Consider the following 14,158-nt stretch of genomic DNA (forward strand, 5'->3'; position numbering starts at 1 on the left):
GCAGGAAATCAGGATGAGTCAATGACCGACCACTCTCTCTCGCAAGCCCAATACGACGCCATCACCGATGCCGCTGCGCACTGGTGCATGCGTCTGCACGCCAGCGACTGCACGGCAGAGGAACGCCTGGCGTTCGAGCAATGGCGTGATGCCCATCCGCTGCACGCCTTCGAGTACGAAGCCATGCTGGATATCTGGGATGTTGCGGGGGATTTGCCTCGTCCCGAATCCGCTGCGCCGGTTGTTCGGGTCAAACCGACAACACCCTGGCGCACTTTCGGCATCGCAGCCGCGATCTGCGCCCTGGCGCTGCCACTGGCCGCGTATACCGGATGGAACCTGGGGTGGCTGCCCAATGCCTACCAGCATTTCGAGGCGACCGATAATGTTCGTCAGGTCACGCTGGGTGACGGCAGCCAGGTGGAGCTGAACCTGGGCAGTGAACTGACGTTCAGCAATTACAAGGATCAACGTCGTGTCACGCTGAAAAAAGGCGAAGCCTTCTTCAGCGTCAGCCACGACCTGCAGCACCCGTTCATTGTCAGGGCGGGCGACGGCAGGATTCGCGTCACCGGCACCCAATTCAATGTCTGGATGTATGAAGACCAGGTACGCGTGAACCTGATCGAGGGTACCGTGCTGGTGACCAGCAACGATGCCCTGCCCGGCGACGGTCTACGCCTGGAACCTGCGATGCAGGCACGTTACAGGCACGGCGACTTCACGCCACAAATCAGCCAGACCTATGCCAACGACCAGTCGCTGGCCTGGCGCAGCGGCAAACTGGTGCTTGATAATCTGGCGCTGACCGATGCCCTGCCCTTGATCAATCGTTATCTGAACAAACCGGTGATGCTCGCGGACCACAGCGCTGGTTCGATTCGCCTCGGCGGTATCTACAACATCAAAGAGCTCAATAACCTGGTGGCTTCGCTGCCCAAGGTGCTGCCGGTCTACCTGACCCGCAACCAAGACGGCAATCCGGTCCTCAACTCAATGCCTCAACAAGCCCCAAAAAGCTGAAGGCCGCGACCCTTGCGGGGTACGGCCTTCACCTTTTCATTTAAACGCTATCGCTGTTACTGCGCGGCGACCTTTCCCACCTTTTCATCCTGCTCGCGGATCGTCTGAGCCTGATACTGCGGATCAGCCGTGATCTGCTGCTCGGTGAACGGCAACACACTCAACTGTTTCTTCGAAAAGGCCTGTGTCTGGTCCCGGGAATACTTCGACGCCGGGTCACTGGACAACGAAAACGCCAGCAAACCCTGAGCCTGCGGCCCCTTGTCATCGAACGTCACCACCTGCAAATAGCTGGTACCACTGACGACTTCACGTTTGCCGTCGGTTCTCGGCACGCTTTGAATGGCGTTATACACCCCCAGCGTGCCCGGCCCGCCGTGGATCGGCGTTTGCTGCCCGCCACTGCTGGCCACCTGGATATCGCCCCAGCGGCTGTCGGCCTTCAGGCCAAGGGTCTCGACCTTTTCTACCGAAGCCAGCATCGCCGCCCGAACCGCTTTGGCGACTTCCGGCCGTTCGGTGGCCAGGCCACTCGGGGTGTGTAGCGGATCCTTCGGATCGAACGCCACACGCCAGAAGTCAGGGGTTTGCTGCAACGCCAGCATGACGTTCTGAAAATGCACAAAGCCCAGCCCACTGTCCAGATTCACTCGGTGATCCCAAGCCTTGAAACTGGCACACAAGGGCGTCAGCGTCGGCGCATCGGTGCCGAGGTCCGCGGCACAGAATTGCAGCAGGTCCGGCATCACCAGGGCCGCCTGATACACCTGATCGTCCATCACCATGTGTTGCAGATCCGCCGCCGCGATAGGACCCGCCTTGTTCAAAAAGCTCAGGCGCTCCAGGGCGAAGCGCGAACGCAGCCCCAATGGCTGGCTGTCCTGACTGATCAATGGCGAGAAACCGGTGAGCGGTTGTCCCGGGTTGGCCATCCAGGCCGAATCGTTGGAATGCTGCACAAAATCCTTGCGCAACAGTTGCGGCAATTTGTCTGCGGCATAAATGCCTTTTTGCGCGGCGTGCGGGTCGATGTCCCAGGCACAAGCTCTGTTGGAGCCGTCGAGCAGGATCATCTGTAACCCCGCTCGCGGGTCGCTGCACTTGGCCAACTTCTCGGCACTGACGTTCGGCACCACTGACAGGTTCATGTAAAGCGTCTGCCCCTGATCGTCCACTGCCAGGGTGTTGACCCACGGGATCCCCTGAATCTTGTGCACTGAAGCCTGTAAATCCTTGACGCTGGCGGCACGATTCATCGCGTACCACTGCTGCAAGACCCGGTCGTTATCCAGGTTGGCATCACGCAGGCTGTAGGCAAACTGATTGTTCCAGTCCAGTTTTCCAGGCCATTGCACAATCGGCCCGAACGCCGAGCTATAGACCACATGGGAAATCTGCCGGGTCTGGCCATCGGGTTGCTTCACGCTGACTGTCAGCGTCTGCTTTTTCATTGGCAAAGACTTGCCATCGAGCAGGTAGCGGGTCGGCTCCTTCGGATCGAGTTGCAGGCGATACAAGGTGAAGTGTTTGGACGAGTCTACGGTGTGGGTCCATGCCAGATGCTGGTTGAACCCGATGTTGATCATCGGCAGACCGGGCAACGCGGCGCCCATCACATCCAGTTTGCCGGGAATGGTCAGGTGCATCTGATAGAAACGCATCCCGCCCACCCAAGGAAAATGCGGGTTGGCCAGCAGCATTCCGCGACCGTTGAACGAACGCTCGCTGCCAACCGCCACGGCATTGCTGCCGCGATCCAGAGCAAAGCGTTGCATGCGTGAAGTCGCCAACTGGAACGACGCCGGGTCGCCTGCCGCATGAGCGACGGCTTTAGGCGGAGTCGCGCCGGCCAGTGCTTCGGCAAACTGGCCCACGCCGCCTTCGACCAACAATCGACGAGTCAACTTGACCAGGTCCTGGGCGGTAATTGCGCGCACCCATTCGCCCTGGCATTGCTGCGGTAAACCCTGCGCTCGACGCTCTGTCAGCGAACGGTTGTAACCCGCCACATAGCCTTCAATGAGATCACGGACTTCAGGAGTTTGCGCCTGCCAGAAACCGGCGACAGCCTCGGGGGTGTTCAGCCAGTTGAAAAACAGATCGCTGGCCAGGTTACCGCGCTCCTCGAGCGTCACCTGCTCCGGGCCAAAATACCGCGAACGCTCGCCATTGACGGTGACGATCTCATTGGCCAGCAAGCACAAGTTGTCTTGAGCGTAGGCATAGCCAATGCCATAGCCGAGCCCGCGCTCGTTTACGGCGCGGATATGCGGTACGCCGAAACTGGTTCGACGGATGTCGGCCGTCGCCTGCTCTGGCTGACTGCGCGCGTTTGCCCCAAGGCTCAGCCCCAGAAACACACCCGCCAGGCTCAACCTGGTTAACTGCCTGGAAATAATCACGCTCGCTCCTGATCGAAAAGACGTATGACACGCAATGCGCCTTCCAGAAAAACGAAGCGAACACCAAAAAAATTAGGTCTTCGAGGGCATCCCCAAATGCCCTTCTCACAGAGCGCTGACGTCGCGGCGACAAATTTTCTACATGCAGGTCTTCATTATTTCCCGGCTCGTTCGTCTTATTGATCAAGAGCACCCATCACATTTTCATGATCAGGCTCTGGAAAGGAGTTTTTGCATGTACAACCCGCAACTGCCAACGGATGGTAGCCATGCACCAAAGGGCAGCGCCATGAGCTCCGGTGCTTGCAATCAACAGACCGAACGCCAGGGCAACGAACGGATCAGGTTTTTGCTCAAGTGCTTTGGCCTGCGGACCAGCCTGATTCGCCTGAAAGTCATCGACGCCTTGCTAAGCGCCGCCGAAGGCGACCGCAGCCTGGGTGTGCGCGGTGTGCACAGTCATTTGCTGGACCTGGACATTCCCCTGTCCTTTCTCAGTGTCCGCGAAGTGTTGAAACGCCTGTGCAGTGAAGGCGTTATCACGCTCAATCCAGACAAAAGCTACAGCCTGCATCCACAGGCTGTCGCCGTCCTTCATGGCGAGCAATCAGGCCAGCAGGCGTCGCTCAAGGCTTGACCTTGCGACGCATCACGCCATTGATCACCACCACGACCACCGCAACACCAATGGCGATGTACTGGAACAGCTTCTCGCTGATGAACCCTGCGTTCTGCAGCCAGGAAAGGCCGAACATGATCCCCAGTACCACCAGGGAAATCAGAATCGAGTATTTCAAACGTTGCGACTGGGTCATTACGGGTTCCTGAACCAAAAAAAATGTATCCGGTTTGTATCCGATTGCATACCAAACCCCTACAGTTCTGCGCGAATGCGGGGCTGCAAACGGGGTCTCATGTTACAGCCGATGAAGAGTTTTGACTTCATTGCGGCGATAACCATGAGGATTTTTAAAATGTTCCGTCGAATCACAAAGCTGATTCCACTGCTCGCCCTCCTGACCCTGAGTGGCTGCATCATTTTTCCTAATAACGGCTGGCATGGCGGCCACCATTACGACCGTGACGGACACGGCTACTATCAGCGTCGATAACGTTAAACTGCTTTCTTCACCAGTGAATAACTTACCATTCACTCACAAGACGAAGAAATCACCCTACAAGTCGCGTACAAATGCCTGCTCTATAGCGGGCATTTTTGTGTAGGACTATTCTTATTTCTCTGTAATTTTATTTACAAAACCCCACTCCTCTTTCCCCTGAACTTCCAGCCAGACACATAACGAAAAGTATTGAAACTCTTAGCCTCACATAAGCACATGTAATTATTCATGAGCCATGGTTACTCTTGCTCTGCTGCCTTATCCAACTCCAGCACCAACGGGAACGCCATGCGCAAACCTTTGATAGATATAAGTCCGCCTCGATTATTCGGTTTTTGTCTTGCAATCACTCTTTTCGAACTGCTGACTTATATGGCCAGCGATATGATTATGCCGGCCATGTTGACCGTCACCCATCAACTGGATGCCAGTACGAGTCACGTTCCATATGCCTTCAATCTTTACTTGATTGGCGGCGTTCTTCTGCAGTGGCTTATCGGACCATTGTCCGATCACTTCGGTCGTCGCAGGCTGTTGCTCATCGGTTGTGCGGTGTTCGCCCTGGCCTGTGCCGTGGCGTTCTACGTGCAGAGCATTCTTGCCTTCAACGGCTTGCGCCTGATTCAGGGCATCGGATTGGGATTTGTCATTGCAGTCAGTTATCCAGCCCTGCAAGAAGTCTTCTGCGAAGCCGACGCGGTAAAAATCATGGCGTTGCTGGGGAACGTTGCGCTGCTCTCCCCGCTGCTCGGCCCCCTGCTCGGCAGCCTGGCGCTGGAATGGCTTTCCTGGCGGGAGCTGTTTTTAGTGTTGGGTGTCGGCGGCGCGACGGTCTGGCTCGGGCTTTACCTGTTCATGCCGGAAACCGTGGGCACCGCGCGCCAGGACGGTCAACAATTGGCCGCAGTGCCCTTTGAATGGAACGGCACCGTGCGCCGATACGCCGCGTTGCTCACCAACACACAATTCCTGAGCGCTACCGTCGCCCTGGGACTAATGAGCCTGCCGTTGATTGCCTGGATCGGCTTGGCGCCAATCTTGCTGATCCAGAGCCAGGGACTTCCTCCTCTGCAGTATGGCCTGTGGCAAATCCCGGTATTTGCGGCCGTCATTCTCGGCAATCTGATACTCAACCGATTGATTGCCAACACTGAACTGCCCCAACTGATTCGATATGCGCTCTGGCCATTTTGCGGCGGGCTCATTGCATTGATCACCATAACGTTCACCGGTGCTTCAACGGTGCTGTTGGTCAGTTGCCTATCGCTTTACGCCATCGGTCTCGGCATGAGCAATGCCGTGCTGTACCGGCTCGCCCTGTTCTCCAGCGACGACAGCAAAGGCCTGGTCTCGGCCATGATCGGCATGATCTCCATTGCCGTCATGGGTGGCGGCGGCTCGATTATCGCCGCACTGGGTGCCGGTGACAGCCTTGAAGCCTTCGCCCTGATGGCCGGCCTCACGGGACTCTTGTGCCTGGCGCCCTTACGACTGTTTCTGCGTCGCTCTCATATCACGCTTGCCGTCTGATACCACCCCATAGGTCTTTTGATGATCCATCTACCCCACGCCGATGCGCTTTGCGCGTTAACGCAACCCTATTGCCTGGAATCCATGCCAGAAGGTCTGTTCGATCAGGCAATGGGTGAAATCAGCCTGTTTCATTGTCATCACACGCCCGGATATGAGCGCTGGCTGAACGCCAATGGCCTTGATGCCCGCACTCTCGAGACGCTGGATGACTGGTCAAGGTTGCCGCCGATTTTCGCCAATTACTTCAAACGTCATCTGCTGATCAGTCCCACAGGCGAAGGCGCGCTGGAGATGACCTCATCCGGCACCAGCGGTCAGAAGAGTCGCATGCGCTACGACCATCGCAGCATGGTCGCCGCCCAAGGCATGGTGAGCCACATTTTCCGGCACTACGGCTGGGACACCCCGGACAGCCCCTGCAATTATTTGCTTCTGAGCTACGAACCCGAGGCGGTCATTACCCTGGGCACGGCCTATACCGATCAATTTCTGTGTAGCTATGCCCCCGTCAACCGAGCCGCTTACGGCTTGCGTCTGACCGGCAAAGGCCACGAGTTCGACCTCTTCGGTGTCATTCGCGCCCTGCAGGAGTTTGCCGAGGAAGGATTGCCCGTTCGCATTCTCGGTTTTCCGGCGTTCCTTTCCCATGCACTGCAGCACATGGAGGACACAGGCGTGGCCGACTTGCAGTTGCCTGCCCAGTCACTGGTGTTGCTGGGGGGCGGCTGGAAAACCCAGGCGGCACAGGAGATTCCCCTGCATCAGTTGTATGCCCGCATCAACCGGCAATTGGGTATCGACCTGTCCCGCTGCCGGGACGGCTACGGCGCCGTAGAGCATGCCGTGCCCTATATCCAGTGTGCCCACCATCATTTTCATGTACCGATTTACTCGAAGGTTTTCGTGCGCAACCCATCCGATTTCACTGTCCAGCCCTACGGCCAGCGCGGTTTGCTGGAATTCGTCTCCCCCTACATTTCCTCAAGCCCTGCTCATGCTGTGGTCATGGGCGATCTGGCAACGTTGCACCCCGGCGCCAGTTGCGGATGCGGCCTGACGACCGATTGGTTCGAACTGCATGGACGTGCCGGCACCAGCGCCAGTCGTAGCTGTGCCATGGCCGCTTCAGAACTGATCGGGGGAGCTTGATATGTACCTGATCAATGGCCAACTGCGCAACGACATCTCTGCCCAAAGCGCCCTCGACCTCCTTCAGCAACCGCTGCCCCGGCTGCTGGCTACGCCGATCGACAGCGATATCGTGATCGAGTCCGCCGCTTGCTTTGCCACGCAGTTGCAAGCTCGCAGCCTGGATCTGCCCCTGGACGACGACCAATGTCAGGGGCTTATCGACTTCTGCCAGCGCAGCAACCTGAGCACCAAGCTTGAACGGGAATTGGGCCCGCAACCGCGTTCACTGCGGCGTATCGACTACCGCCAGCCAAGCTTCGAAAGCTGGCATCCATTGGGGCTGGTGGTGCATATCACCCCGGGCAATGCGCCGATGCTGGCGTTCTGCGCGATCCTCGAAAGTCTATTGGCCGGCAACATCAACTGGCTGCGCCCCAGCTCCAGCGATCAGGGTTTGACCGCACAATTGCTCGCCGCCCTTTTGCGTTGCGACACCAGTGGCAGACTGGCCGAATTCGTAGCGGTTCTGCCGGTGGACACCTCCTATATCGCTCAACTCTGCGCCAAGGCCGATGGGGTATCCGCCTGGGGCGCAGAAGTGGCGCTTAAATCGATCCGCCAGCAAATCCCGTCCGGCTGTCGCTGGATCGATTGGGGACACAAAATCAGCTTCGCCTACCTGTCACCTGATGCGGCGTCGCCTTCGGCGCTCGATGCTCTGGCGGATGAAGTCTGTCGACTGGATCAACAAGCGTGTTCCAGTCCTCAATGGGTGCTGGTGGACAGCAACGATCCGGCCGTCTTGCAGAACCTCGGAGATCGACTGGCCGAAGCCTTCAACCGTCGCGCCCCACACTGGCCGGCATTAACGCCGACAGATCAGGAAGCATCGGAAATCACCACCCGCACCGCCATGGCACGGCTCGATCAGTGCTTTGCCAATCAGACCGGCCAAGTGTGGACTGGCCTCGGATGGCGCGTCATCTGGGAGCACCATCAAAAGCTCGCGCCGTCACCGCTGTTTCGTACGATTGTGCTCAAACCGGTTCCTCAGTATCTGCTCGCCGAGACGCTGCAGCCCTGGCGCAACTTCCTGCAAAGCTGCGCGTTGATGTCCCCCTCGGCAAAAACGCCTGAGCTCGTTCGAACATTGGTCAATGCCGGCGTCAGTCGCATTGCACCTTGCGAATCGATCCATGACGGATACACCGGCGAGCCCCACGATGGCGTCTACGCGCTGTCGCGTCTGAGTCGCCGCCTCTCGGTGAGTTTGCCCCAGCATGTCTTAACAGGTCGTGCAACGCTCGACCCAGTTCCGCCCGCCCCCGACACATCCCGTGACCCGATCATGGACAAGGACACTTTTATGGCCCAGCCGATCGGGTCCGCAGCACAGCTGTACTTCCGCTCCGGCGGTAGCAGCGGGACCCCGGCGCTGGCTGGCTTCAGCTATCAAGACTTTCATCGACAAATGCGCGCCTCGGCCGACGGCATGTTCTGCGTCGGGCTCGATCCGTCACTGGACCGGGTGATGAACCTGTTCTACGGCGGCAACCTTTATGGTGGTTTTTTCAGTTGTTCCAACATTCTTGAACGGATGGGGGTTGTGCATTTGCCCATGGGGGCTCCCCAGGACGATGACTTCAGCGAAATCGCCCGACTGATCGTGGAGCAGCGTGTCACCGTGCTGATCGGCATGCCCAGCACGTTGCATCGGCTGTTTCTCAAAGAGCAGGCCCGACTTCGCGCTTATGCCGGTATCGGCAAAGTATTCCTTGGCGGCGAACATCCGGGAGAAGCCAGTCGGCGCCTGATGGAAAGCTGTGGGGTGTCGACGATTCGCTCCGCCATGTATGGCTCCGTCGATGCAGGCCCCCTGGGGCATGCCTGCCGGGCAACGGCGGACGGCGTATTCCACTTGATGAGCGAAATCCAGCATCTGGAAATCGTCCAGCTCGAACAGGATGCGCCGGTACAGGCCAATGAGATCGGCCGCCTGCTGTTTACGTCACGCGCCCGGCAGGGTCAGCACGTGCGCCGATATGACATCGGCGACACCGGCCGCTGGATACCCGGAACCTGCCCTTGCGGACTGGAGACGCCGCGATTCGAACTGCTGCAGCGGCACGACAAACTGGTGCGCATTGGCACGGAGTTCATTTCGCCCGCGGCGCTGGAACTCAGTGTGGGATCCCCCATTCAAGTGGTCCTGGACCACACCGCCAACGGGGTCGAACGCATGTACGTTCTCGCGGATGCAGACGCCGAGTGGGTACACGAAAAACTGCTGACCCACGAAGCCTTGGCGAATGCGGTGCGCGCTGAACTTTTAATTGTGGAGGTGACAACATGCGTTGAACAAGCATTCACCCGAAACAAACACAGTGGCAAAACCCCCTTAGTTATCGATCAACGAAAATAAGAGAAGTCGACGCAAGACGCCCACTATAAAAGAGAATCCCGTGAAGCCAACTTATTCGCTTGAACAACTTGTACCTTATATAAGACAACACTCCAACTTCTACCATAAACATCTGGAACACTTGCCCGAGAACGGGCTTACTTTAAAAGATCTGCCATTAACCCATGTGGCCGACTATTGGTCCGGTAGCAACGACTTGAGTCATTGGTCAGTCCTGACCGGAGATGTCGATGATGCACTGGTATTAAAAACCGGAGGCTCGACCAGCCAAGGCAAACTTGCGGTTTACTCCTACGAGGAATGGCAAGCCTTGGTCAGCACGTTCGGCGCCAGCCTCTCAGCTCAACTGAACAATGGCGACCGGGTTGCCAACCTGTTTTTTTCAGGGGATCTCTACGCCAGCTTTCTGTTCGTCCACGACTCCCTGGCCTATGTCGAGCGATCCATCTGCGAATTTCCGTTTACCGGAAACGTCGAGCCGGACGTATTGGCGGATGCCATAGAGCGGCATCGGATCAACGTTCTGGCCGGCGTACCGGCACAACTGCTGCAATTCTGCGCCTACCTGGCGCAGCATCGGCGTGTGTTGTACGGGGTTGAGACGCTGTTATATGCCGGCGAAAGCCTGTTTGCTCCGCAGTTGGCAATCCTTGGGGAAATGTTCCCCAATGCCCGTATCGCCTCGATCGGCTACGCCAGCGTAGACGCCGGGCTGATAGGCGCCAGCGATCGCGACTGCGCATTGGGCGAGCATCGGGTGTTCGATCAACAAACCCTGCTGGAAATCGTCGACGAACACACCGGTGAAGTGATTGAAGAGTGCGATCGCACCGGGTTGTTGGTACTGACCAACCTGACACGCCGGCTTATGCCGCTGCTGCGCTACCCAGTGGGCGACCGTGCCTGTTGGCGTGAGCCGGCCGCAACCCCGAGGCGTAAATTCGCGCTCAAAGGGCGCAGTGCCCACAGTCAACGAGTACGAGTCGGTGTGTTGTCGCTGTTCACTGAAGAAATACACGAGATCGTCCAGCGTGTAGCGCACAGCGAACAATGGCAATTGCTGATCGAGCAGACCGGCCCCAAGGATCTGCTGAGCGTGAAGTGGGTGCCCGAACCTCAGTTACAAGCCGTCGAACCGGTGCTCCGCGAATTGCGTGAAGCGCTGCTCGCCCACTACCCCGCCATCGACGACCTGAGCCGCGAGGGTCTGCTGGAGTTTCGAGTACTGCCTTGCGCAACCACAGACCTGAAACTCCACCCTCGCTCGGGCAAACAACTGCGGGTGCTGGATTTGCGAGTGTATGACGTTCCCTTGCAGGAGTTCGTGTGATGACCCCGTTGATAATTCGCGCCTACCGCCCTTCCGATGCAAACGCAGTGAGTCGATTGTTTCAAGAAGTCTACGGCGATCATTACGCTCAGCCGGATGTTTACCTGCCGAACATGATCAATCAGCACAATGCCGAGGGTCACTGGCAATCAATGCTGGCTGTGGATGACACAGCCGTCCTCGGTCATGCCGCGTTGCGACGCGACACACCTTCGAATACCGCGGAACTGGCCCTCACCGTGGTACATCCCGCCGCGCAGGGGCAGGACATCGCCACTCGTCTGGGCCGCGAACTGCTGAGACAGGCAGGTTCTCTGGGGCTTAAAAGCGCCTCGATCATGCAAGTGACCCACCATCCCTACACGCAACGCATCGCAAAAAAACTCGGTTTCCACAACACTGGACTGCTTCCCGATTACGTCCCCTCGCCATTTGGCGAACCACTTCCGGAAACCATGGTGATGTGTTGCCACATGATCGAAGGACACACACGACCACTCCCCGATATCCAATGGCCCGAAAGCTGCCGGGCGCTTATGCAGCACCTGTGCTCGGTATTCGGAACCCACCAGGACACTCCGCGCCTCGCCACGTCCTTGCAAATTGAACAACATCAGCATCGGGTCGACATTATCATTCAGCATTTGAACAATGATTTACTTGAGCAACTCCGGCAACTGCCCGGGCACTGGGTGATCTCGGCACGGCTCGAACTGTCCCGGCACTTCGCCCGGGACTTGTGCAGTTTTTCGGCGCTGGGCTTCGCCTTTACCGGCTTGATGCCTACGTCAGGTGACAATGGCTGGTTCGCCCTGTTTCATCGGGGCGTGCAGGTTCGATCCCTCGATCTGGGCTGCGTATACATGCAACAGTTGCATGACGATTTGCAGCAGAACGCGAGCGCCACGAGAAGCCAGCGCTGCGCCGATGCACCCATTGGAGCCCGCTCAGCCGCGTGAGGGTTTCCTGTAAAAGTCATTACCCGGCTGAGCGCAAAGTTCCACCAGCCAGTCGACAAATACCCTAACCCGCCGGGATAACTGGCGGTGAGGAGGATAGAGCGCCGTCAGCGGCATACCCGGTGGCGGCACATCCCTCAGGACCTCGATCAAACGTCCCTCCTTCAATTGACGGGCAACGTGATAATACGGAGCCTGGACCAAGCCATATCCCGCCTCACACGCCGCCAGATAGCCATCGGAGCTGTTGACCGCGACGTGCTTGGGCAGGTCGATCAACCGCAACTGCCCATCGACGACAAACTCCAGTCCGTAGCGTTTGCCCGTGCTATTGGAAAAGTACTCCACCATCTGATGCCCCTTCAGATCCTCCAGACACCGCGGAGTCCCGCAACGTTGCAAGTATTCGGGACTCGCACACGTGACCTGATCCAGTGTGGCCAGCGGTCGCGCCACCAGTGATTCGTCCAGGGCCGAGCCGCCCCGCAACACGCAATCGACACCTTCGCGGATCAGATCCACAGTCCGGTCATTCAAACCGATTTCCAGCTCGATCAAGGGATAGCGTGCAGTGAATTGCGGCAATGCCGGGATCACCATCAAACGCCCCACTCCCGCCGGCATATCCACTCGCAACAGGCCTTTGGGGTTGTGGCGAGCAGCGGAAAACACGGCTTCGGTTTCCTCCAGATCCGCCAGCAACCGCACGCAACGCGGGTAATAGGCTGCGCCATCGAGCGTCAGGCTGATTTGCCGGGTGGTGCGTTGCAGCAGTTGCACGCCCAGGTGGGCCTCAAGTTGCTTGATCAGAATGGTCACGGAGGCACGCGGTAATTGCAGGCTGTCCGCCGCCTTGGCGAAGCCGCCCAGTTCGACGATTCGCGTGAATACACGCATGGCGTTTAAACGATCCATGGTCAGGACTCGATGATTATTTAGAAATTACGAACAGTGATAGCACTTTTAGCCGGTTTATCTTCGTTCTGTCGAGATCGACACTAAGCGCCTACATCCACAGGGAGTTCATTTCATGCAAACACGTCAACTGGGCAAGAACGGACCACAGGTGTCAGCCATCGGTCTAGGCTGCATGGGCATGACCGATTTCTACACCACCGGCGTGGACACCCGCGAAGCCACGGCAACGCTGCATCGCGCGCTGGAGTTGGGGATCAACCTGCTCGACACGGCAGACATGTACGGCCCACATACCAACGAAGAGCTAATCGGCAAGGCGATTGTCGGCAAGCGCGACCAAGTGTTCCTGGCCAGCAAGTTCGGCATTGTCCGTGACCCGTCCAACCCCGGCGCGCGTGGCGTCAACGGTCGCCCGGAATACATTCGCGAAGCGATCGACGGCACCCTCAAGCGCCTGGGCGTGGAAACCCTGGATTTGTATTACCAGCACCGCATCGATCCGCAGGTGGCCATCGAGGAAACCGTCGGCGCCATGGCCGAACTGGTGAGGGCCGGTAAGGTGCGTTACCTGGGATTGAGTGAGGCCTCAGTCGATACACTGGAGCGAGCGCACAAGGTTCATCCGATCAGCGCCCTGCAAAGTGAATATTCGCTGTGGAGCCGCGATCAGGAAGAGAACGGTTGCCTGGCCGCATGCCAGCGCCTGGGCGTGGCCTTTGTACCTTATAGCCCGTTGGGCCGGGGCTTTTTGACCGGGGCACTGAAAAGCCCGGATGACTTCGCCGCAGACGACTACCGTCGCTTCAGCCCACGTTTCCAAGGGGAAAACTTTGCCAAAAACCTGTTGCTGGTGCAGCAGGTACAAACACTGGCCACCGACAAAGGCGTGACAGCCGGCCAATTGGCCTTAGCCTGGGTCTTGGCTCAAGGGGATTACCTGATCCCGATTCCGGGCACCAAACAACGTAAATACCTGGAGGAAAATGTGGCCGCGCTGGAGGTGAAACTGAGCCGCGAAGAGTTGCAGGCCCTTGAAGCGATATTCCCGGCCAATGCCACCGCTGGCTTGCGCTATCCGGAAGAGGTCATGAAGTTGCTCGACCGGTAGCCGTTGCCTGGCCCGCTCGACAGTTCGAGCGGGCCAACACAACCGACCACGTCAGGCCCTGGCCTTCACGCCCTTGCCAATGGGGACCGAGATCGACACTTCCCGCCCACCCCCCGTCACCCCAGTCAAATCTTGCACGACCGTACCTAAAGCTCAGCCTTCGCGCGCCGATAGCCCTTCGACGCCGCCGATTTTCGAACCCCTACCCAAT

Annotated in this window: 12 protein-coding genes; 9 read left to right on the forward strand and 3 right to left on the reverse strand. The window is 58.1% G+C overall.

Features of this window, described 5'->3' with window-relative positions; translation table 11 throughout:
* Positions 1–21 precede the first annotated feature (21 nt).
* Positions 22–1,023, forward strand: coding sequence for a FecR family protein (locus tag LOY28_RS15935; protein WP_258612107.1), 1,002 nt, complete (start codon positions 22–24; stop codon positions 1,021–1,023).
* A gap of 56 nt (positions 1,024–1,079) precedes the next feature.
* Here LOY28_RS15935 and LOY28_RS15940 read toward each other — a convergent pair whose 3' ends face one another.
* Positions 1,080–3,425, reverse strand: coding sequence for an acylase (locus tag LOY28_RS15940; protein ID WP_258612108.1), 2,346 nt, complete (start codon positions 3,423–3,425; stop codon positions 1,080–1,082).
* 235 nt (positions 3,426–3,660) lie between these two features.
* Between LOY28_RS15940 and LOY28_RS15945 the strand changes: the two genes are divergently transcribed.
* Positions 3,661–4,062 carry a fe2+ zn2+ uptake regulation protein gene (locus LOY28_RS15945; protein WP_258612109.1) on the forward strand — a complete coding sequence of 134 codons (402 nt, stop codon included), beginning with the start codon at positions 3,661–3,663 and terminating at the stop codon, positions 4,060–4,062.
* Here the strand turns inward: LOY28_RS15945 and LOY28_RS15950 are convergent.
* Positions 4,052–4,240: a hypothetical protein gene (locus LOY28_RS15950; RefSeq protein ID WP_018926107.1), complete on the reverse strand. Its 189-nt coding sequence runs from the start codon at positions 4,238–4,240 to the stop codon at positions 4,052–4,054. The genes LOY28_RS15945 and LOY28_RS15950 overlap by 11 nt on opposite strands.
* A 159-nt stretch (positions 4,241–4,399) precedes the next feature.
* Between LOY28_RS15950 and LOY28_RS15955 the strand changes: the two genes are divergently transcribed.
* From LOY28_RS15955 to LOY28_RS15980, 6 genes are all read left to right on the forward strand, one after another.
* Positions 4,400–4,537 (forward strand): hypothetical protein, encoded by a 138-nt coding sequence (locus LOY28_RS15955; protein ID WP_018926108.1) that lies wholly within the window; start codon positions 4,400–4,402, stop codon positions 4,535–4,537.
* A 297-nt stretch (positions 4,538–4,834) separates the two neighbouring features.
* Entirely contained in the window at positions 4,835–6,076 is a 1,242-nt protein-coding gene (locus LOY28_RS15960; RefSeq protein WP_258612110.1) for an MFS transporter, read from the forward strand.
* 21 nt (positions 6,077–6,097) lie between these two features.
* Positions 6,098–7,228 carry an acyl-protein synthase gene (locus LOY28_RS15965; protein WP_026286419.1) on the forward strand — a complete coding sequence of 377 codons (1,131 nt, stop codon included), beginning with the start codon at positions 6,098–6,100 and terminating at the stop codon, positions 7,226–7,228.
* Position 7,229: 1 nt separating this feature from the next.
* Positions 7,230–9,632 (forward strand): aldehyde dehydrogenase family protein, encoded by a 2,403-nt coding sequence (locus tag LOY28_RS15970; RefSeq protein ID WP_258612111.1) that lies wholly within the window; start codon positions 7,230–7,232, stop codon positions 9,630–9,632.
* Between the two features lie 40 nt (positions 9,633–9,672).
* Positions 9,673–10,962 (forward strand): phenylacetate--CoA ligase family protein, encoded by a 1,290-nt coding sequence (locus tag LOY28_RS15975; RefSeq protein WP_167331179.1) that lies wholly within the window; start codon positions 9,673–9,675, stop codon positions 10,960–10,962.
* Positions 10,962–11,921, forward strand: a complete 960-nt coding sequence (locus tag LOY28_RS15980) for a GNAT family N-acetyltransferase (protein WP_018926113.1) — start codon at positions 10,962–10,964, stop codon at positions 11,919–11,921. The genes LOY28_RS15975 and LOY28_RS15980 overlap by 1 nt, the downstream gene beginning before the upstream one ends.
* Here the strand turns inward: LOY28_RS15980 and LOY28_RS15985 are convergent.
* Positions 11,910–12,836, reverse strand: coding sequence for a LysR family transcriptional regulator (locus tag LOY28_RS15985; protein ID WP_111453580.1), 927 nt, complete (start codon positions 12,834–12,836; stop codon positions 11,910–11,912). The genes LOY28_RS15980 and LOY28_RS15985 overlap by 12 nt on opposite strands.
* A gap of 115 nt (positions 12,837–12,951) precedes the next feature.
* Between LOY28_RS15985 and LOY28_RS15990 the strand changes: the two genes are divergently transcribed.
* A complete protein-coding gene (locus tag LOY28_RS15990) occupies positions 12,952–13,947 on the forward strand; it encodes an aldo/keto reductase (protein ID WP_018926115.1) in 996 nt (331 codons plus the stop codon).
* Positions 13,948–14,158 lie beyond the last annotated feature (211 nt).

It is taken from the genome of Pseudomonas sp. B21-017, from assembly GCF_024749245.1.
Classification (GTDB): domain Bacteria; phylum Pseudomonadota; class Gammaproteobacteria; order Pseudomonadales; family Pseudomonadaceae; genus Aquipseudomonas.

Excerpts from the sequence above, each read along its gene's own strand:
- LOY28_RS15935 (WP_258612107.1), top strand. The coding sequence starts at position 22 with ATGACCGACCACTCTCTCTCGCAAGCCCAATACGACGCCATCACCGAT.
- LOY28_RS15985 (WP_111453580.1), bottom strand. The coding sequence starts at position 12,836 with ATGGATCGTTTAAACGCCATGCGTGTATTCACGCGAATCGTCGAACTG.
- LOY28_RS15965 (WP_026286419.1), top strand. The coding sequence starts at position 6,098 with ATGATCCATCTACCCCACGCCGATGCGCTTTGCGCGTTAACGCAACCC.
- LOY28_RS15950 (WP_018926107.1), bottom strand. The coding sequence starts at position 4,240 with ATGACCCAGTCGCAACGTTTGAAATACTCGATTCTGATTTCCCTGGTG.
- LOY28_RS15955 (WP_018926108.1), top strand. The coding sequence starts at position 4,400 with ATGTTCCGTCGAATCACAAAGCTGATTCCACTGCTCGCCCTCCTGACC.
- LOY28_RS15970 (WP_258612111.1), top strand. The coding sequence starts at position 7,230 with ATGTACCTGATCAATGGCCAACTGCGCAACGACATCTCTGCCCAAAGC.
- LOY28_RS15990 (WP_018926115.1), top strand. The coding sequence starts at position 12,952 with ATGCAAACACGTCAACTGGGCAAGAACGGACCACAGGTGTCAGCCATC.
- LOY28_RS15960 (WP_258612110.1), top strand. The coding sequence starts at position 4,835 with ATGCGCAAACCTTTGATAGATATAAGTCCGCCTCGATTATTCGGTTTT.
- LOY28_RS15945 (WP_258612109.1), top strand. The coding sequence starts at position 3,661 with ATGTACAACCCGCAACTGCCAACGGATGGTAGCCATGCACCAAAGGGC.
- LOY28_RS15980 (WP_018926113.1), top strand. The coding sequence starts at position 10,962 with ATGACCCCGTTGATAATTCGCGCCTACCGCCCTTCCGATGCAAACGCA.